This window comes from Actinomycetospora sp. CA-101289 (assembly GCF_050955895.1).
Taxonomy (GTDB): domain Bacteria; phylum Actinomycetota; class Actinomycetes; order Mycobacteriales; family Pseudonocardiaceae; genus Actinomycetospora.
Genome location: NZ_CP192093.1, coordinates 2,080,801 through 2,100,138, shown reverse-complemented (window position 1 = coordinate 2,100,138; position 19,338 = coordinate 2,080,801). Strand labels below are relative to the sequence as shown.

Here is a 19,338-nt window from a genome sequence, read left to right as displayed (position 1 = left end):
ATCGAGGGCTACACCAGTGCCGGCCGCTCCCACGGGCGCCCGAGGACGTGGTGGTCGAGGAACGCCCACACGGTGCGGTACCAGAGCTTCGCGTCGCCCGGCTTGAGCACCCAGTGGTTCTCGTCGGGGTAGTACAGGAACTGCGACTCCACCCCGCAGCGCTGCAGGTCGTACCAGAGCCGCAGGCCCTCGCCGATCGGCACGCGGTAGTCCTTGTCGCCGTGGATCACCAGCATCGGCGTGCGGATCGCGCGCACGTGCCGGTGCGGCGAGTGCGCGTCGTAGCGCTCGCGCTCGGAGAGCGGGTCGCCCCACTCGCGGCGCCAGTGGAACGACGCGTCGGTGGTGCCGACGAAGCCGTCGAGGTGCCAGATGCTGGCGTGCGTGACGATCGCGGCGAAGCGGTCGGTGTGCCCGGCGATCCAGTTGGCCATGTAGCCGCCGAACGACCCGCCCATGGCCGCGACCCGCGTGGCGTCGACGTCGTCGCGGGCGAGCGCCGCGTCGGTGGTGGTCATGAGGTCGGTGTAGGGCAGCTCGCCCCAGGCGCCGGTGGCCGGGTCGAGGAACTCCTGGCCGTAGCCGGTGGACAGCCGCGGGTCGGGCAGCAGCACCGCCCAGCCCCGCGCCGCCATCAGCCACGGGTTCCAGCGCCACGACCAGGCGTTCCAGCTCGACAGCGGGCCGCCGTGGATCCAGAGCACGAGCGGGGCGGGTGACGACGCCGACGCGCCGCCGGGCAGCACCAGCCACGAGCGCAGCGCCGTGCCGTCGGCCGCCGTGGCGTGGACCTCGGTGAGCGTGCCGGGCAGCGGGTCGATCATCGTGACCCCGCGCAGCGCGGTGGGCTCCTGATCGGCGGCCTCGGGGTCGAGGCGCACCGGCGTCGGCGGGGCGTCCACCGCCGAGCGCAGCGCGTAGAGCGCCGACCCGTCGGGGGCCGCGACGACGTCGGTGTAGGCGCCGGACGCCGTGAGCCGCGTGACGGTGCCGTCGGTGATCGACACCCGCAGCACCGGCGCGTGCCCGAGCTCGTCGACCACGACGTGGACGACGTCGCCGCCGGGTGCGCCGGTGACCCCGCGGACCTGCCACTGCTCGGCGGGGAGGACGTCGATCTCGGTGCCGTCCTCCAGCGAGCGCGCCCGCAGCGTGTGCGCCATGCCGCGCCCGGGGCGGGGGTGGCGCTCGCGCACCCACAGCAGCCAGCGCCCGTCCGGGGTGATCGTCGGGGCCTCGTGGTCGGCGCCCGGCTCGTCGCCGACGACGACGCGGCCGGCGTCGGTGTGCAGCTCGAGACGTCGGCGCCACGACGCGGGGTCGGCGGGGTCGGGGACGTCGACGACCACCGCGACCGTGCGCCCGTCGGGGCTGATGGCCGAGCCGCCGAAGCGCTCGCCCTCTCCCGGCGCGAGGTGCTCGGGCTCGCCGAGGACGGCGTCCGGATCGGCGGGGTCCGGCGGCGCGCAGCGCTGCAGGTGCGCCTGCCCCGGACCGAGGTCGTGGTCCCAGAAGCGCACCGGGAAGTGGGTGTGCAGGCGCGCCGACACCCCGGCGGACTCGCGGGCCTCGCGCTGCTCCTCGGCGTCGCCGACCACCGGCTTCGGGGTCACGAGCGTGACCGTCCCGGCGTCGCGGGCGACGGCGAATCCGCTGACCCCGCCCGGGCGCTCGGCCACCGGGCGGGCCTCGCCGCCGGCGGCCGGGAGCAGCCACAGTGCGGCGCGGTCCTCGGTCGGCTTCTCCGCGGTGGGGTCGGCGCGGCGCGAGGTGAACAGCAGATCGCCGCCCGGGGTGAACGCCGCCGACGACTCCCCCGCCGACGAGCGCGTCAGCCGCCGCGGTGCCCGCTCCCCCGCCGGGTCGAGCTCCCAGAGCGCCGTCCCGTAGGACTTCGCGTCGGCGGCGAGCTCGGACACGGTGGTGACCAGGCGCGTGCCGTCCGGCGAGAGCGCCAGCCCGGCGCAGCGGCGGGTGGCGGCGAAGGCGTCGAGGTCGTCGAACGTGCTCACGCCGCACATCCGATCACGAAGCGCGACTCCGCCGCACGAGAGCATCGGAGCGCTCCGTGCTCGGGCCGACCTGTCCGGACGAGGAGGACCGCGCGCCGTCACTCGGAACCTCCACGACGAGCCGATTCTCCGAGCGCTTCTGGGGCGCCGACACGCAACCCAGCCGCGGGCGGCCCCCTCGCGAGGAGGCTCCCCACCGCCAACAGGCACGACAGCGCCCGCCGCTGGAGCGGGCGCCCAACGGGTGCCGCCAGCAGGCGCCGCCAGCACGCAGTCGGGACAGACGTCCGCGACGCCCGCAACAGGCACCGGCAGCACGCGGTCGGCCGGGCGGACGGTCGTGTTGACCGGCCCCGCGTCGCTGGTGGGCTCCTCCGGGTCGACGCGAGACGGCTCGCCGTCCGCTGACCCGGACCCGGCAGGTCCGGGCACGAACTCATCGGCCCCGACGTCTCCGCCCAGGTCGGCGAGGTACTCGGCCGCCGGCCCGGCGAGGTCGACGCCGCGACGAGCGGAGGCGAGGTCGACGAGCCGCCGCTCCAGCTCGGCGATCACGTCGGGACCGTGGCCGGCGCGGGTCAGCTGCTCGACGCCCTCGATGAGTGCGTAGAGCTGCTCGGCGTCCAGCGTCCCGACCAGCACGGCGTCGGCGGCGAGGGGCAGGCGGTCGGCCAGGGTGGCGGCGAGCGCCTGCCGGAGGGCGAGCGGCGGCAGGCCGGCGGACCCGCCGTTGACCTCGCACTCGTCCCCGTCCATGCCCCCGACGGTAGGACCGACCCCCGACAGTGCCGGAGGACGCGAAGCCGTGATCAGGTCACGAAGAGGGCACGATGCGCCCGGCAGCTCCGTCGTGGGGAGCCCGCACCGCGGACCGTGAGCGCTCGTCCGTGCCCCAGCACGGGAAGGCGCGCACGAGCGCGGAGCGCAAAGCTCAGCTGACGGTCACCGTGGGGGCGCCGCCGGCGTGGCCGCCCGAGAGCTCCTCGCCCGCGGCCTCGGCCTCGTCGGCCAGGCGCATGGCCTCCTCGATGAGGGTCTCGACGATCTGGGCCTCGGGCACGGTCTTGATGACCTCGCCCTTGACGAAGATCTGGCCCTTGCCGTTGCCCGACGCCACGCCGAGATCGGCGTCGCGCGCCTCGCCCGGGCCGTTGACGACGCAGCCCATGACGGCCACGCGCAGCGGCACCTCCATGCCCTCGAGCCCGGCGGTGACCTCGTCGGCGAGCTTGTAGACGTCCACCTGCGCGCGGCCGCACGACGGGCAGGAGACGATCTCGAGCTTGCGCGGGCGGAGGTTCATCGACTCGAGGATCGAGAGCCCGACGCGGACCTCCTCGATCGGCGGGGCCGAGAGCGAGACGCGGATCGTGTCGCCGATCCCGCGGGAGAGCAGCGCCCCGAACGCGGTGGCCGACTTGATCGTCCCCTGGAACGTCGGCCCGGCCTCGGTCACGCCGAGGTGCAGCGGGTAGTAGCACTGCTCGGCGAGCAGCTCGTACGCGCGCACCATCGTCACCGGGTCGTGGTGCTTGACCGAAATCTTGATGTCGTGGAAGTCGTGCTCGGCGAAGAGCGAGGCCTCCCACAGCGCCGACTCGACCAGCGCCTCGGGCGTGGCCTTGCCGTACTTGGCGAGGATGCCGGGCTCGAGCGACCCCGCGTTGACCCCGATGCGGATCGGGGTGCCCGCGTCCTTGGCGGCGCGCGCGATCTCGCCGACCTTGTCGTCGAACTTCTTGATGTTGCCCGGGTTGACGCGCACGGCGGCGCAGCCGGCGTCGATCGCGGCGAACACGTACTTCGGCTGGAAGTGGATGTCGGCGATCACCGGGATGTTCGACTTCTTCGCGATCGCCGGCAGCGCCTCGGCGTCGTCGGCGCTCGGCACCGCGACGCGCACGATGTCGCAGCCGGCGGCGGTCAGCTCGGCGATCTGCTGCAGCGTCGCGTTGACGTCGCTGGTCAGCGTGGTGGTCATCGACTGCACCGAGACCGGGTGGTCGCTGCCGACCCCGACCCCGCCGACGTCGAGCTGGCGGGTCTTGCGGCGCGGCGCGAGCACGGCAGGCGCTTCGGGCAGACCCAGATCGACGGTCATCTCACTCCTCGACGACGCGGATTCGTCGCTTCCCAGTCTGCCCCAGCGCCACCGACCCCGCCGGTGGCCCTGGACACCCGCGGATCCTCCAAGGCGATCACCGAGCCGCCGCTCGTTCCTCGCGCCGTCTCGCCGTCGCCGGAGGAAGAGCTGGCTACAGGGGCAGGCGGATGGGGTTGACGATGTCGGCGACGATCACGAGCAGCCCGTAACCCATGATCAGCACGGCGAAGCCGACACCGATCGGCATGAGCCGCGCGAGGTCGACCGGGCCGGGGTCGGGGCGGCCGCGCAGGCGGGCGATCCGCTTCTTGATCGCCTCCCAAGCCGCGGGCAGCACGTGGCCGCCGTCCAGCGGCAGGATCGGCAGCAGGTTGAGCAGGAACAGCGAGAGGTTCACCGCGGCGAGCAGGTTGAGGAACGTCGCGACCTCCTCGAGCACCGCCTGGTCGCGCTCGAGCACCTGGCCGCCGAGCACCGAGACGCCCACGACGCTGACCGGACCCTCGGCGTCCCGCTCCTCCCCGAGGAACACCGCGCCGAACAGGCCGGGGATCTTCTCCGGCAGCCGGGTGATCGCGTGCGCGGTGCGCTCGAGCATGTAGCCGCCCGCGGCGACCACGGCGCCGGCGTCCTGGCGCTCGAGCGGCCGGATCGGCTCGATGCCCAGGAAGGAGGCGGTGACGTAGCGCTGCTCGGTCGGCGAGGCGCCCTCGGGCGGCGGGCTGAGGTCCTGGACCTGGTTGTCGATGAGCGTCGGGGTGAGCGGGACCTGCACGACGCCGGCCGGGGTCTGCCGCTCGACGATCACCTGGACGGTGCCGCGGGCGCCCCGGATGGCCTCCACGAGCGGCGCCCACTCCGTGTACGGCCGGCCGTCGAAGCTGACGATGCGATCGCCGGGCCGGAACCCGGCCTCCGCGGCCGGGGTCGGCGCGGCGCCCGGCGGGCACTGCGCCGCCTGCGCCTGCGAGGCCGGCAGGACGCAGGCGCTCACCCGCTGGACCACCGGCTGCGGCGTCGGCACGCCGATGGCCATGAGCACGATGGCGAACAGGGCGATCGCCAGCACCAGGTTCATGAACGGCCCGGCGAGCATGACGATGATCCGCTTCCACGGCTTGCGGGTCCAGAACTGCCGGTCCTCGTCGCCGGGCTCGAAGTCGCGCACGGAGTCGGCGCGGACGTCGTCGACCATCCCCTGGAACGGCCCGGAGCGGCGGCTGCGCCCGATCGTCTCGCCCGGCGCGGGCGGCACCATGCCGATCATGCGGATGAAGCCGCCGAGCGGCACGGCCTTCACCCCGAAGCGGGTCTCGCCGATCTTGCGCGAGAGCACCGTCGGCCCGAACCCGACCATGAACTCGGGCACGCGGATGCCGAAGCGGCGTGCCGCGGTGAAGTGGCCGAGCTCGTGCCACGCGATCGAGAGCAGCAGACCGAGTGCGAAGAGCACGATCCCCAGGACGAGCATCACGGGCGACGACGGTAGCCCCGGCACCGGTGTGCCCCGTGTGCGGCCCCGGGACCCGCGGTCAGCCCGCGGCCACGCCCCGCAGCCGCTTCCCCGCCGCCTGGCGCGCCCACGCCTCCGCGGCGTGCACGTCGTCGACGTCGCGCGGGTCGGCCGCCCACTGCTGCGCGTCGTCGAGCACGGCCGCGAGCGTCCCGTCGATCCCGGTCCACGCGCACCGCCCGGCCAGGAACGCCGCGACGGCCTCCTCGTTGGCGGCGTTGAACACGGCCGGCAGGCAGCCGCCGGCGCTGCCCGCGGCGCGGGCGAGGTCGAGCGCGGGGAAGGTCACCGTGTCGACGGGCTCGAACGTCCAGCTCGTCGGGTCGGTGAACGTCTCGGGGCGCCCGGCGCCGGCCAGGCGGTCCGGCCACGCCAGCGCCAGGGCGATCGGCACGTGCATGTCGGGCGGGCTGATCTGCGCGATCGTCGCGCCGTCGGTGAACGTCACCATCGAGTGGATCATCGACTGCGGGTGGACGGTGACGTCGATGCGCTCGTAGGGGACGCCGAAGAGCAGGTGCGCCTCGATGAGCTCCAGGCCCTTGTTGACCAGCGTCGACGAGTTCAGCGTCACCACGGGGCCCATCGCCCACGTGGGGTGCGCCAGGGCGTCGGAGACGGTGACGCCGGCGAGGTCGGCGCGCGTGCGCCCGCGGAACGGGCCGCCCGAGGCCGTGAGCACGAGGCGCGCGACCTCCTCGGGCCGGCCCCCGCGCAGGCACTGCGCCAGCGCCGAGTGCTCCGAGTCGACGGGCACGATCTGGCCCGGCGTCGCGGCGCGCGTGACGAGCGGGCCCCCGGCGACCAGCGACTCCTTGTTCGCCAGCGCCAGCGTCGAGCCGGCGGCGAGCGCGGCGAGGGTGGGGGCGAGGCCGCGCGAGCCGTCCATCGCGTTGAGCACGAGGTCGGCGCAGGCCCCGGCGAGCTCGGCCGCGGCCTGCTCGCCGACGAGCACCTCGACGTGCGGGCCGAGGCGCCCGCGCAGGTCCTGCGCCGCGGCGGGCTCGGCGACGGCCACCGTCGTCACCCCGAACTCGACGGCCTGCTGCGCGAGCAGGTCGGGGCGCCCGCCGCCCGCGGCGAGGCCGGTGACCACGAAGCGCTCCGGGTGGGCGCGCACGAGGTCGAGGGCCTGCGTGCCGATCGAGCCCGTCGACCCGAGCAGGACGAGCCGGCGCTGGTCGGGGGGCCCGGTGGGTGTGCTCATCGCGGCTCATCATCACGGGCGCGCGCCACTCGCGGTAGGTTGGGCGCGCCCGTCCGACCGCGAATCCCAGGAGTCCCTCGTGGCCTCGAACAGCCCCGCCAAGCGGCGACACGACGGCGGTGTCGCGCACCGCGACGACGCCGGTGTGGTGGTCAACGGCGTGTCGTCCGACGACGAGCCCTCGGTCGAGTGGGGCTGGCACGGGCACTACCCGAAGGTCGCGCGCCTGTCCGGGTTCCTCGTCGCGGCGATCCTGCTGGTCATGCTCTGGGGCAACCACGTGGGCGCCCAGGAGGACATCTGGCTCGTGGTCCTGGCCGTGGGCTTCTTCTGCCTGTCGCTCGGCGCGATCATCCGCTCGCGGACGTCCTGGCGGCGGTGAGCGCCCCGCCCGCCGCTCCCGCGGAGCGCCGTGAGCAGACCTCCGGGCTGCGGGCCTGGCTGCTCGACGGCCTCGCCGACCGCAGCGCCCAGCACTCCGGGCCCCACGCCCGCCCGGCCCCCGAGCACGAGGGCAAGCCGTGGTGGCGCGTCATGTGCCTCACCGGCGTCGACTACTTCTCGACGCTGGGCTACCAGCCGGCGGTCGCGGTCGTCGCCGCCGGCGTCGTCTCGCCGATCGCCACGCTCGTCCTCGTCGTCCTCACCCTCGGCGGCGCCCTGCCGATCTACCGGCGGGTCGCGCGCGAGAGCCCCCACGGCGAGGGCTCGGTGGCCATGCTCGAGCGGCTGCTGTCCTACTGGTGGTCGAAGCTGCTGGTGCTGGTGCTGCTGGGCTTTGCGGTCACCGACTTCCTCATCACCATCACGCTGTCCACCGCCGACGCCACCGCGCACATCGTCGAGAACCCGCTGGTGGGGACGGCGCTGCACGGGTGGGAGGTGCCGCTGACCGTCGGGCTGGTGCTGCTGCTCGGCGTCGTGTTCCTCATGGGGTTCGCCGAGGCCATCGGCATCGCCGTGGTCGTCGTCGGCGTGTTCCTGCTGCTCAACCTCGTCGTCGTCGGCGGCGCGCTCTACCGCGTGTTCACCGAGCCCGCGCTCATCACCGACTGGGGCGACGCGCTGCTGACCCAGCACGGCAGCCCGCTCGTGGTCGTGGCCATCGCCCTCGTCGTCTTCCCCAAGCTCGCGCTGGGCCTGTCCGGCTTCGAGACCGGCGTCGCGGTCATGCCGCTGGTGCGCGGCGCGGAGGGCGACACCCACCGGGACCCGGCCGGGCGCATCGCCGGGGCGCGCAAGCTGCTCACCACCGCCGCGCTGATCATGAGCGGGTTCCTCGTCACGTCGAGCTTCGTCACCACGCTGCTCATCCCGCTCGAGCAGTTCGGGCCCGACGGCCAGGCCAACGGGCGCGCGCTGGCCTACCTCGCGCACGAGCAGTTCGGCGAGGTCCTCGGCACCGTCTACGACCTCTCGACCATCACGATCCTGTGGTTCGCCGGCGCCTCGGCGATGGCGGGGCTGCTCAACCTCGTCCCGCGCTACCTGCCGCGCTACGGCATGGCGCCGAACTGGGCGCGCGCGGTGCGCCCGATGGTGCTGGTGTTCACGGCGCTGGGCATCGCCATCACGATCATCTTCAAGGCGGACGTCGACGCGCAGAGCGGCGCCTACGCCACCGGCGTGCTGGTGCTGATCACGTCGGCCTCGATCGCGGTGACGCTCTCCGCGCGGGCGAAGGGCCAGCGCGCGGCGACCGTCGGCTTCGGCGTCATCGCGCTGGTCTTCCTCTACACCACCGTCGCGAACATGATCGAGCGCCCGGAGGGCCTCAAGATCGGCCTGCTGTTCGTGCTGGCGATCTTCGTGGTGTCGTTCGCGTCGCGGGCCCTGCGCAGCACCGAGCTGCGGATCAGCGCGGTGCACCTCGACAAGACCGCGCGCCGGATCATCCGCGAGGCCCACGAGGAGGACCCCGAGGCGACGATCCGGCTGGTGGCCAACGAGCCCAACCGGCGCGACAAGCGCGAGTACGAGGAGAAGGAGCTCGAGGAGCGCCTCGACCACCACATCCCGTCCGGCGACGTCGTGATCTTCGTCGAGATCACCGTCGACGACCCGTCGAACTTCGAGTCCGAGCTGCACGTCCTGGGCGAGGAGCGCCACGGCTACCGCATCCTGCGGGCGCGGTCGGCGACGGTGCCCAACGCCATCGCCGCGCTGCTGCTGCACCTGCGCGACGTCACCGGCCGCGTGCCGCACGTCTACTTCGAGTGGGACGAGGGCAGCCCGGCCACCAACATCGCCCGCTACCTGCTCTTCGGGGTCGGCGAGGTCGCGCCGGTGACGCGCGAGGTGCTCCGCGAGGCCGAGCCCGACCGCGACCGCCGCCCGGCCGTCCACGTCGGCTGACCCCACGTGCGTGATCTTCTGAGCTATAGCTCAGAAGATCACGCACGTACTACACGGGCGACGCGGGGATCTCGCCCTGGACCTCCTTGGCCGCCTTGCGGGCGGCGACGAGCACCGCGTCCCACACCGGCGAGAAGGGCGGGGCGTAGGAGAGGTCCATGAAGGTCATCTCCTCCACCGTCATCCCGTTCCAGATCGCCGTCGCGAACACGTCGATGCGCTTGCCCGAGCCGGTGCGCCCGACGATCTGGGCGCCGAGCAGCCGGCCCGTGCGCTGCTCGGCGAGCACCTTGACCGTCATCTGCTCGGCCCCCGGCCAGTAGCCGGCCGTGGTCGTCGACTCGACGGTGGCGGTGACGTAGCCGAAGCCGACGGCGTCGGCCTCGGTCTCGCCCAGGCCGGTGACCCCGATCTCGAGGTCGCACACCTTGCTGATCGCGGTACCGATGATCCCGGGGAAGGCGCCGTAGCCGCCCGCGATGTTCGTCCCGATGATGCGGCCGTGCTTGTTGGCGTGGGTGCCCAGCGGGATGTGCACGTTGTGGCCCGAGAGGCGGTGGTGGGTCTCGACGCAGTCGCCACCCGCCCACACGTGGGGCGCGGCCCGCATCCGCGCGTCGGTGACGATGCCGCCCGACGGCCCGATCGTCAGGCCGGCGTCGGCGGCCAGCTGGGCGTTCGGCTTGACCCCCAGCCCGATGATCACGATGTCCGCGGGCAGCACCGTGTCGCCGGCGCGCACCGCGCGCACGCGCCCGTCCTCGCCGACGTCGAAGCCCTCCACCGCGGTGCCGGTGAGCACGGACATCCCCATGCCCTCCATGGCCTCCCGGATGATCGCACCCATGTCCGGGTCGACCTGCGTGAACGGCTCGGTGGCCCGCTCGACGACCGTCGTGTCGAGCCCGCGCACGACCATCGCCTCGGCCATCTCGACGCCGATGTAGCCCGCGCCGACCACCACCGCCCGGCGGCGGTCGCCGTCGGCGAGGTCCTTGACGATCTCCTCGCCCTGCTCCAGCGACTGCACGCCGAAGATGCCCTGCGCGTCGGCACCCTCCAGCGGCGGCACCGTCGGCACCGCGCCGGTGGCGATGACGAGCTCGTCGAAGCCGAGGTCGTAGGTGTCGCCGTCGTCGACGCCGCGGACGCTCACCGTCCGGTTCTCCAGGTCGATGGCCGTCGCGTCGGTGCGCATCCGCACGTCGATCCCGGCCTCGCGGTGCTGCTCCGGGGTCCGCGCGATGAGCTGGTCCCCGTCGGCGACGTGCCCGGAGATCCAGTACGGGATCCCGCAGGCGGAGTACGACGTGTAGTGGCCGCGCTCGAGGACGACGACCTCGATCTCCCCCTCCGCGGAGTGCCGCAGGGCGGTGGAGGCCGCGGACATCCCGGTCGCGTCGCCGCCGATGACGACCATCCGCTTGCTCATGGGGCTCCGTTCGGATCGGGGAGGTGCCGTCCGCAGGGGTAGGTTCTCGGGCCGTGGCCGGGAGCGACGCTGCGGAGATCGAGGTGGACGGCCGGACCGTACGGCTGACCAACCCGGGCAGGGTGTACTTCTCGGCGCGGGGAGAAACCAAACTGGACCTCGCCCAGTACTACCTGTCGGTCGCCGACGGCATCGTGCGGGCGCTGCGCGACCGGCCCTGCATGATGCACCGCTTCCCGTCGGGCGTCGACGGCGAGAAGGTGCACCAGAAGCGCCTGCCCAAGGGCGCGCCGGACTGGGTGCCGACGGTGCGCGTGCACTTCCCCCGCTACAACCGCACCGCCGACGAGCTGTGCGTCGCCTCGATCGCCGACGTCGTCTGGGCGGTGCAGATGTCGACCGTCGAGTTCCACCCGTGGAACACCCGGGCCGCCGACGTCGAGACCCCCGACGAGTGGCGCATCGACCTCGACCCGATGCCCGGCGTCGAGTTCCCGACGATCCGGCGGGTGGCGGGCGTCGTGCACGAGGTCCTCGACGAGCTCGGCGCCGTCGGCTTCCCCAAGACCTCGGGCGGCAAGGGCCTGCACGTCTACGTCCGCATCCGCCCCGAGCACTCGTTCGGCGAGGTGCGCCGGGCCGCGCTGGCCTTCTCCCGCGAGGTCGAGCGCCGCGCCGGCGGCCTGGTGTCGACGGCGTGGTGGCGCAAGGACCGCGCGCCGGACACCGTGTTCCTCGACTGGAACCAGAACACCCGCGACCACACCATCGCCTCGGCGTACTCGGTGCGCGGCACCCCGGAGGCGCGCGTCTCGGCCCCGGTGCGCTGGGACGAGATCGACGACGCCGAGCCCGGCGACTTCACGATCGCGACCATGCCGGCGCGCTACGCGGAGGTCGGCGAGCTGCACGCGGCGATCGACGACGAGGTGTTCGACCTCAACGCACTGATCGCGTGGGCCGACCGCGACGACGGCGTCCCGGACGAGGCCCCGGAGGTGTGAGCGCTTGCCCGTGCCCCGGCACGGGCGGGCACGCACGGGACCGGAGGTCAAAAGCGGATGCCGTTCCAGGGCACGCTCGGAGCGGCGAACAGGCGCGCGAGCCGCCCCGCGGCGCCGGGGGTCAGCTCCTCCAGGCGCCCGGCGCGGGCGAGCACCCGCGGGTCGACCCCGCCCAGGTACACCGACGCGAGCTCCGGGGCGTCGAGGGCGACGTCGGCGTCGTCCCGTGTCGCGGCGACCGCCGGGCTGACGGGGTCGGACGTGTCGAGGGCCCACGTGCCGTGCGCGAACCCGCCGGGGTCGTGCACGCGCAGCACGACCCGGTCGGTCACCGGGTAGCGGCGGGCCGTCAGCGCCGCGGGGACGTCGAGGACCCGCAGCCAGAGCATCTCCCGGCTCGTGCCCGCGGTCACGGTCCGCGGGTCGGCGAGCAGCCACGGCAGCGGCTCGTCGACCGACGCGTCGGCCCAGCTCACGGTGTCGACGAGGTCGAGCGAGGCCAGGTGGCGCCAGAGCTCGCGGTAGGACTCGGGTGTCGTGGTCTGCAGGTCGAGCACGGCGATCTCGGCGGTGCCGGTCTGCCCCCAGCCCCGCGCGACGCGGTAGACGACGTACCCGCCGGGGCGCCCGGTCGCGTCCGACCAGAGCACGGCGTGGCGGCCGCGGTCGGGCACCATGCCGGCGAAGCCCACCTCGCCGGTCAGCAGCGGCGACCACGACCCCTCGGTGCGGTCCATCGACCCGGGGTGCCGACGCCGGGCGCGGTCGGCCACCGGCGCCGCGGCCGGCCCGAGCGTCGCGACGTCGAGGGTGCGCAGGCGCCCCGTGGGCGCCGGGTCGCGGAACGTCGCGAGGCGGGTGTCGAGCGAGAGCGAGCGCGTCCAGGTGGCCAGCCCGAAGCCGAACCGCTCGTAGAGCGCGCCCTGCGTCGAGGTCAGCGCCGCGACCGGGGTCCCGTCGCGGGCCGCCTCGGCGAGGTCGTCGGTCAGCACCGCGCGCAGCAGCCCGCGCCGGCGGTGCGTCGACCGGACGCCGATGGAGCTGACGGCGTCGACGCCCACCTCGCCGCCGGGCACCGCCATCCGCACGTCCCACGAGCGCAGGGTGGCCACGGGTGCCGGGTCGGCGGTCTCGTACACCCCGCGCAGCCGCTGCCCCGCGAACGCCGCGCCTGCGCGGGCCAGGTCGCCCGGGTCCATGCGCGGGCCCAGGAACGCCGCCTGCACCGCGCGCGTCCACGTCACCGTGTCGGCGTCCGCGGCGCCCTCGACCACGTGCGGGACGAGGCGACGGACCTCGTGGCCGCGCGGCCCGGGGCTCACGGCCGGGCGGTGGCGGCGAGCTGCCCGCAGGCCGCGGCGATCTCGCGCCCGCGGGTGTCGCGGACCGTGCACGCCACGCCGCCGTCGCGCACCCGGCGGACGAACTCCGCCTGCACCGGCGCGGGGCTCGCGTCCCACTTGCTGCCCGGCGTCGGGTTGAGCGGGATGAGGTTGACGTGCACCAGCCGGCCCAGGTGCCGGTGCGCCAGCTTGGCGAGCAGGTCGGCGCGCCACGGCTGGTCGTTCACGTCGCGGATCAGCGCGTACTCGATCGAGATGCGGCGCCCGGTGACGTCGGCGTAGTGGCGGGCGGCGGCGAACACGTCGGCCACCGGCCAGCGCTGGTTGACCGGGACGAGGTTGTCGCGCAGCTCGTCGTCCGGCGTGTGCAGCGACACCGCGAGCGTGACCTGCAGGCCCTCGTCGGCGAGGCGGTGGATCGCCGGCACGAGCCCGACCGTCGACACCGTCACCGAGCGCTGCGAGAGCCCCAGCCCGGCGGGCGGCGCGTCGCAGAGGCGGTGCACGGCGTCGACGACGCGCCGGTAGTTGGCCAGCGGCTCGCCCATGCCCATGAACACGACGTTGGACAGGCGCCGCAGGTCCGGGCCCAGCCCGCCGTCGCGGACGACGGCGGCCGCCGACCGGACCTGCTCGACGATCTCGGCCGTCGACAGGTTGCGCTCGAGGCCGCCCTGCCCGGTGGCGCAGAACGGGCACGCCATCCCGCAGCCGGCCTGGCTGGAGATGCAGACGGTGGCGCGGTCCGGGTAGCCCATGAGCACGCTCTCGATGAGCACGCCGTCGTTCGCGCGCCACAGCGTCTTGCGGGTGGTGCCGCCGTCGCACTCGACGACCGACGTGGGGGCGAGCAGCTCGGGGAACAGCGCGGGGCCGACCGCGTCGCGGGCCGCGGCGGGCAGGTCGGTCATCGTCGCCGGGTCGCTCTCGAGGCGGCTGAAGTAGTGCCGCGAGAGCTGGTCGGCGCGGAAGGCGGGCAGGCCCAGCTCGGCGACCGCGGCACGGCGGGCGTCGGTGTCGATGTCGGCGAGGTGGCGCGCCGGGCGCGTGCGCCGGGTGCCCGCCGGCGACAGGGACAGCACCGGGAGCGGGGCGGGCTCGGTGGCGGGCTCGCTCACCGCGACCGGTCCCGCAGCATCTCGACCAGGCCGACGCGGTCGGCCGCGGACAGCAGCACGAGGACCCCGGCGAGGATGCCCAGCAGGCCCTGGGTGACGAAGCCGCCGCCGAGCATGGTGGTCAGCAGCGCGGACAGCAGGCCCTCGGCGACGAGCGCGAACCCGAGCCACCGGCTCGGCTGCTGGCCCGTCACCCGGCTGAGCAGCACGAACGCCGCCCCGGTGAGCACGAGCGCGAGCCCGGGCAGGAACGCCGACGAGCTGAGCAGGCCGAGCACGAGCGACGCGAGGACCACCAGCGCGATCACCCCGCCGGCGAGGCGCAGCAGCTCGGTGGAGCGGGTCGTGTCGAACAGCCGCGGGCCGCGGCGGCGGTTCTCGACCCCGATGACGATGGCGACCGCGATGCCGATCGCGAGCACGAGCGTGCCCGCGCCGCCCGCGCCGAGCCCGAGCGTGCCCACCGCGAGCCACACGAGCCCGGCCCCGAGCTCGACGAGCACGGGGTCGACGCGCACGGCGCGGCCCGTGCGCCCCCGGCGGGGCGGCGGGCCACCGCGGCCACCACCGGGGCCGCCACCGGCACCGCCGAAGCCACCGGGACCACGCCCGGGGCCATGGGGCCCCGACGGCGGGCGGGGAGGGGGATACGACACGACGTCCACGGTAACCCGGTCGGCGGGGTGGCCCAGCGCACGGCCCCCGGCTCAGCGGCCCCCTTCCCGCAAGCCGGGAGCGGCCGCCCGGCGGGCCTGCGCCAGCCACTGCACCGTCGGCTCGACCTGGTTGAACGTGTAGAGGTGCAGCTGCGCGAGCTCGCACCGGCCGGCCGCCACGTGGGCCGCGAGCGCGCCGACCAGCGCGTCGGGCCGGTGGCGCCCAGGGCGCAGCAGCGCCCCGGCCGTCGTGCGGTGCGAGCGGGCGAACCGCACCGCGTCGGCGACGCCGATGCGGACGCTGATCCGCAGCAGCCGCGCGGTGTCGACCACGCCGGGCACGCCGACGACGACCGGCAGCCCGATCCCCCGCCGGCGGGCCTCGCCGGCGAACGCGCACACGAGATCGGCGTCGAAGCACAGCTGCGTGACGGTCAGGTCGGCGTGGGCCGCCTTGGCCGCCAGGTCCGCCCACAGCACGTCGGTGCCGATGCGGTGGTGGCCGTCGGGGTACGACGGCACGCCCACCCGGGCCGGCCGCCGCCCGAGGTCCTCGACGGCCCGCAGCAGGGCGAGCCCGTCCGGGAACGCCCCGGCCGGCTCGCGGGCGTCGCCGCCGACGACGAACACCTCGGCGACGCCGGCGGCCGCGAGCCGGTCGAGGACCTCGGCCAGCTCGCCCCGGTCGCGCAGGCTCCGGGCCGCGAGGTGGGGCACGGCGGCGAACCCGCGGGCCGCGAGCGCCTCGGCCGTGGCGACGGTGGCCCCGACGCCCCGGCTCGGCGACGCGGTGACGGCCACCGTCGCCCCGGCGGGCAGGTCGGCGGCGGCCTCGAGCACCCCCGCGGTCGGCGCCACCTCGAAGCGCGGCCGGTCGAGCAGCGCGGCGACCGCCCGGCGGGCGTCGGGCCCGTCCGGGACGGCCGCTCCCCCGGCTCCGTCCACGTCCCGCTCAGCCCTTCGGGGTCTGCTTGCGGGGGTCGACGAACGGCTTCTCCACCACGACGCCGTCGCGCACGTCGTCGAGGGTCGCGATGACGAGCTCGGTGCCCAGCGGCGTCGACGGCGTCGCGACCATCGCCAGGCCGATGTTGCGCTCGAGCCGCGGGGACCAGCAGGCGCTGGTCACCGACCCGACGAGCTGCCCCGCGGGATCGCGCACCGCGAACGGCTCGATCATCGACCCGTCGTTGAACGACCCCAGCGGCGCGCCGCCGATCTCGAGCCCGACCAGCGAGCGCGTCAGCCCCCGCGCCTTGGCGCGGATCAGCGCGTCCTTGCCCACGAAGTCGGCCTCCTGGTCGAGGTCGACCATCCACGTGTAGTCGTAGCCGACCTCGAGCGGGTTGGTGTCGAGCGTGATGTCGCAGCCGTAGGCGAGCATGCCGCCCTCGATGCGGCGGATGTGGCACGGGCCGATCGGGCGCAGGCCGTGCGGCCGGCCCGCCTCCCACACCCGGTCCCACAGCCGGCCCGCGTCCCGGGTCGCGTGGTGCAGGTAGATCTCGTACCCGATCTCCGCGCTGTACCCGGTGCGGCTGACCACGACGTCCATGCCGTCCAGGACGGCGTGGCGCAGGTGGTAGTAGGGCATCTCGGCGACGTCGGCGCCGAACAGGTCGGTGACCAGCGCCTTCGCCTTCGGCCCCTGGACCTGCACCGGGGCGACGTCGATCTCCCGGACCCGCACGTCCCAGCCGCCGGCGTGCGCCAGGCCCGTGGCCCAAAGCCCGACGTCGGAGTCGGCGAGGGAGAGCCAGAAGCGGTCCTCGTCGATGCGCAGGAGGACCGGGTCGTTGATGATCCCGCCGTCGGGCGCGGTGACGAACACGTACTTGCACTGGCCGACGGCGCACTTGGTCAGGTCGCGGGGCACGAGCGTGTTCGTGAACGCGAAGGCGTCGGTGCCGGTGATCTCGATCTGGCGCTCCACCCCCACGTCCCAGAGGGTCACGCCCTCGAGCAGCGCCCAGTACTCGGCGACCGGGTCGCCGTAGTGGCGGGGGTGGTAGGTGTGGTTGTAGACGCTGTACATCGCCACGCCGTGCGCCCGGGACTTCCAGAAGTAGGGCGACTTGCGCAGGCGCGGGTACAGCAGCATCGCCGGGTCGGTGACCGTCGCGGGGGGCGGCTCCGGCGCGATGTCGAGCGCGCCCGGGTGGGGCAGGACGTCCGTCATCGGTACTCCAGTCCTTCGTGCGTCCGGGGCACCTCCGCTGAACCGCTCGGACGATGTTGCGTTCAACGCAACGGGTTGTCGCTGACGCAACGAGTTTGCGACCGTGAGCGACATCACGTCAAGGGGTTCGCGAGGACTGATATATCCCGGTGCGCGCTCAGGGCCGCACGAGGCCGACGGGCTCGCGGCGGGTGTGGACGCGGTAGGCCACGGAGAGCGCGAGGCCCGGGGTGTCCCCGATCGCGCGGGCGGCGACGGCGGGCGTGAACTCGATGCGCAGGACGTCGGCGAGGGTCGCGCGGTCCGGGAAGCGCCACTGGGTGTCGACGCGCCGCACCGCGAAGCCCTTGCGGGCGAAGAAGCGCTCGGCGCCCGCGGGGTCGTAGCGCGGCGCGGACGCGCGCATCCACGCGCCGTAGGAGTGCCGGGTGGCGTCGAGGTCGACGATCACGAGCACCCCGCCGGGGCGCAGGACCCGCGACGCCTCGGCCAGGCCGGGCTCGCAGCCGGGCCCGAAGAAGTAGGCGGTGCGGGCGTGCACGACGTCGGCGGCGTCGTCGGGCAGCGGGAGGGCGGCGGCGCTGCCCTGCTCGACGTGCACCCCGTCCACGCCGGCGACGCGCTCGCGGGCGCGGGCGACCAGCGGGGCGTGCGGCTCGACGCCGACCACCGAGCGGGCGCGCTCGGCGAAGCGCGGCAGGTGGTAGCCGTCGCCGCAGCCGACGTCCAGGACGTCGGCGCCGTCGTGCGGGGCCAGCGCGCACACCACGTCCCACAGCGCGCCGGTCGCGTCCTGCGCCTCGTTCTCCCGTTCGTAGACCTCGGGCCAGCGCCAGATGTTCGGGGACTCGACGACGTCCCTGCTGCGGAACCGCGTCAAGGCACCGGGACCAGGACGAGCAGCAGGAGCCACGCCACCGGCGCCGAGGTGACCAGCGAGTCCAGGCGCTCCATGAGCCCGCCGTGCCCGGGCAGCACCGAGCCCATGTCCTTGATGCCGAGATCCCGCTTGATCAAGGACTCGACGAGGTCACCGGTGACGGCGGTGCCGACGAGCAGCGGGCCGACGATGAGGCCGTACCACCAGCGGTCGCCGAGCAGCAGCGCGATCGACAGGCAGGCGCCCGCCGAGCCGAACAGCAGCGAGCCGGCGAAGCCCTCCCACGACTTCTTCGGGCTGACCTTCGGCGCCATCGGGTGCTTGCCGAACAGCGCACCCAGCGCGTAGCCGCCGGTGTCGGAGCAGATGACGACGATGAGGAACGTCAGCACCCGCTGCGCGCCGTCGGCGGGCACCACGAGCATGGTGCCGAACGCCATGCACAGCGGGATCCAGCACAGCACCAGCATCGAGGCGCCGACGTCGCGGACGAACCCGCCGGCCCCCAGCCGCATGCGCCACAGGAAGCAGCCGAGCACCGTGACCATCAGCCCGCCGAGGATGCCCTCGGTGCCGAACGGCCAGGCCAGCCAGATCATCGCCTGACCGCCCACGAGCACCGGCACGCGGGAGAGCCGGATGCCGGCGGCCCGGTGCAGCGCGCCGAACAGTTCCCAGGTGCCGATCACGGCGCACACCGCGAGGACGCCGATCCACGCCCACCGGACGGTGAGCAGCGCGACCAGGACCACGCCGCCCATCGCGAGACCGACGCCGATCGCGACGGGCAGGTTGCGGCCCGCCCGCGAGGAGCGGGGCTTCTCGGCGGGCTCGGCCGGTTCGGCGGGCTCGGCCGGGACCCGGGTGTCGTCGACGCCCTCGGTGCGCGCCGGGTCCGCGTCCCGCGACGGCGCGGGGTCGGGCGAGGCCGGGGTGGGCCGTCGGGGCGCGGAGGGGGGCATGGGACCGGTGACCTCAGACCTCGAGGAGCTCGGCTTCCTTGTTCTTGACGAGGTCGTCGACCTGCGCGACGTAGCGCGCGGTGACGCTCTCGAGCTCCTTCTCGGCCCGCGACTCCTCGTCCTCGCCGGCCTCACCGTCCTTGACGATGCGCTGCAGCTCGGTCATCGCGGTGCGGCGCACGCTGCGGATCGAGACCTTGGCGTCCTCGCCCTTGCTGCGCGCGACCTTGACCATGTCCTTGCGGCGCTCCTCGGAGAGCTGCGGGAACACGACGCGGATGATCTGGCCGTCGTTGCTGGGGTTGACGCCCAGGTCGGAGTCGCGGATGGCGCGCTCCATGGTCTGGAGCTGGCTGGCGTCGTACGGCTTGATGACGGCCATGCGCGCCTCGGGGACCTGCACCGACGCGAGCTGGTTGAGCGGCGTCCACGAGCCGTAGTACTCGACCTGGATGCGGTTGAACATCGCCGGGCTGGCCCGCCCGGTGCGCACGCCGCCCAGGTCGTCCTTGGCGACGCTGACGGCCTTCTCCATCTTCTCCTCGGCGTCGAGGAGCGTCTCGTCGATCATGT

Annotated in this window: 16 protein-coding genes; 3 read left to right on the top strand and 13 right to left on the bottom strand. The window is 74.4% G+C overall.

What is annotated here, in order from left to right; all coding sequences use genetic code 11:
- Positions 1–8: 8 nt before the first annotated feature.
- From ACQPX6_RS10415 to dxr, 4 genes are all read right to left on the bottom strand, one after another.
- Positions 9–2,768 (bottom strand): alpha/beta fold hydrolase, encoded by a 2,760-nt coding sequence (locus ACQPX6_RS10415; protein WP_433787222.1) that lies wholly within the window; start codon positions 2,766–2,768, stop codon positions 9–11.
- A 175-nt stretch (positions 2,769–2,943) separates the two neighbouring features.
- The gene (gene ispG, locus ACQPX6_RS10410) at positions 2,944–4,113 is read right to left on the bottom strand and encodes a flavodoxin-dependent (E)-4-hydroxy-3-methylbut-2-enyl-diphosphate synthase (RefSeq protein ID WP_433787221.1); all 1,170 of its coding nucleotides are present in this window, start codon (positions 4,111–4,113) and stop codon (positions 2,944–2,946) included.
- Between the two features lie 154 nt (positions 4,114–4,267).
- Positions 4,268–5,587 (bottom strand): M50 family metallopeptidase, encoded by a 1,320-nt coding sequence (locus ACQPX6_RS10405; RefSeq protein ID WP_433788243.1) that lies wholly within the window; start codon positions 5,585–5,587, stop codon positions 4,268–4,270.
- Between the two features lie 61 nt (positions 5,588–5,648).
- Positions 5,649–6,836, bottom strand: coding sequence for a 1-deoxy-D-xylulose-5-phosphate reductoisomerase (gene dxr, locus ACQPX6_RS10400; protein ID WP_433787220.1), 1,188 nt, complete (start codon positions 6,834–6,836; stop codon positions 5,649–5,651).
- Positions 6,837–6,915: 79 nt separating this feature from the next.
- Between dxr and ACQPX6_RS10395 the strand changes: the two genes are divergently transcribed.
- On the top strand, positions 6,916–7,218 hold the full coding sequence (locus ACQPX6_RS10395; RefSeq protein WP_433787219.1) for a DUF2631 domain-containing protein: 303 nt from the start codon (positions 6,916–6,918) through the stop codon (positions 7,216–7,218).
- Entirely contained in the window at positions 7,215–9,191 is a 1,977-nt protein-coding gene (locus ACQPX6_RS10390; RefSeq protein WP_433787218.1) for an amino acid transporter, read from the top strand. Before ACQPX6_RS10395 ends, ACQPX6_RS10390 begins: the two co-directional genes overlap by 4 nt.
- Positions 9,192–9,240: 49 nt before the next feature.
- On the opposite strand, the gene ACQPX6_RS10385 is transcribed toward ACQPX6_RS10390, so the two are convergent.
- A complete protein-coding gene (locus ACQPX6_RS10385) occupies positions 9,241–10,623 on the bottom strand; it encodes an FAD-dependent oxidoreductase (protein WP_433787217.1) in 1,383 nt (460 codons plus the stop codon).
- A 53-nt stretch (positions 10,624–10,676) separates the two neighbouring features.
- Here ACQPX6_RS10385 and ligD point away from each other — a divergent pair, with 53 nt between their 5' ends.
- Positions 10,677–11,627, top strand: coding sequence for a non-homologous end-joining DNA ligase (gene ligD, locus ACQPX6_RS10380; protein ID WP_433787216.1), 951 nt, complete (start codon positions 10,677–10,679; stop codon positions 11,625–11,627).
- 47 nt (positions 11,628–11,674) lie between these two features.
- Here the strand turns inward: ligD and ACQPX6_RS10375 are convergent, their stop codons facing one another.
- From ACQPX6_RS10375 to frr, 8 genes are all read right to left on the bottom strand, one after another.
- The gene (locus tag ACQPX6_RS10375; protein ID WP_433787215.1) at positions 11,675–12,949 is read right to left on the bottom strand and encodes a GNAT family N-acetyltransferase; all 1,275 of its coding nucleotides are present in this window, start codon (positions 12,947–12,949) and stop codon (positions 11,675–11,677) included.
- A complete protein-coding gene (gene rlmN, locus ACQPX6_RS10370) occupies positions 12,946–14,088 on the bottom strand; it encodes a 23S rRNA (adenine(2503)-C(2))-methyltransferase RlmN (protein ID WP_433787214.1) in 1,143 nt (380 codons plus the stop codon). The genes ACQPX6_RS10375 and rlmN overlap by 4 nt, the downstream gene beginning before the upstream one ends.
- On the bottom strand, positions 14,085–14,744 hold the full coding sequence (locus ACQPX6_RS10365; RefSeq protein ID WP_433787213.1) for a hypothetical protein: 660 nt from the start codon (positions 14,742–14,744) through the stop codon (positions 14,085–14,087). The genes rlmN and ACQPX6_RS10365 overlap by 4 nt, the downstream gene beginning before the upstream one ends.
- A 51-nt stretch (positions 14,745–14,795) precedes the next feature.
- On the bottom strand, positions 14,796–15,689 hold the full coding sequence (locus ACQPX6_RS10360) for a methylenetetrahydrofolate reductase (RefSeq protein ID WP_433787212.1): 894 nt from the start codon (positions 15,687–15,689) through the stop codon (positions 14,796–14,798).
- 7 nt (positions 15,690–15,696) lie between these two features.
- Entirely contained in the window at positions 15,697–16,923 is a 1,227-nt protein-coding gene (locus ACQPX6_RS10355) for a glycine cleavage T C-terminal barrel domain-containing protein (RefSeq protein WP_433787211.1), read from the bottom strand.
- A gap of 157 nt (positions 16,924–17,080) precedes the next feature.
- On the bottom strand, positions 17,081–17,803 hold the full coding sequence (locus ACQPX6_RS10350) for a class I SAM-dependent methyltransferase (protein ID WP_433787210.1): 723 nt from the start codon (positions 17,801–17,803) through the stop codon (positions 17,081–17,083).
- Positions 17,800–18,765 (bottom strand): phosphatidate cytidylyltransferase, encoded by a 966-nt coding sequence (locus ACQPX6_RS10345; RefSeq protein ID WP_433787209.1) that lies wholly within the window; start codon positions 18,763–18,765, stop codon positions 17,800–17,802. The genes ACQPX6_RS10350 and ACQPX6_RS10345 overlap by 4 nt, the downstream gene beginning before the upstream one ends.
- Before the next feature lie 13 nt (positions 18,766–18,778).
- Positions 18,779–19,336, bottom strand: coding sequence for a ribosome recycling factor (frr, locus tag ACQPX6_RS10340; RefSeq protein WP_433787208.1), 558 nt, complete (start codon positions 19,334–19,336; stop codon positions 18,779–18,781).
- Positions 19,337–19,338: the final 2 nt, after the last annotated feature.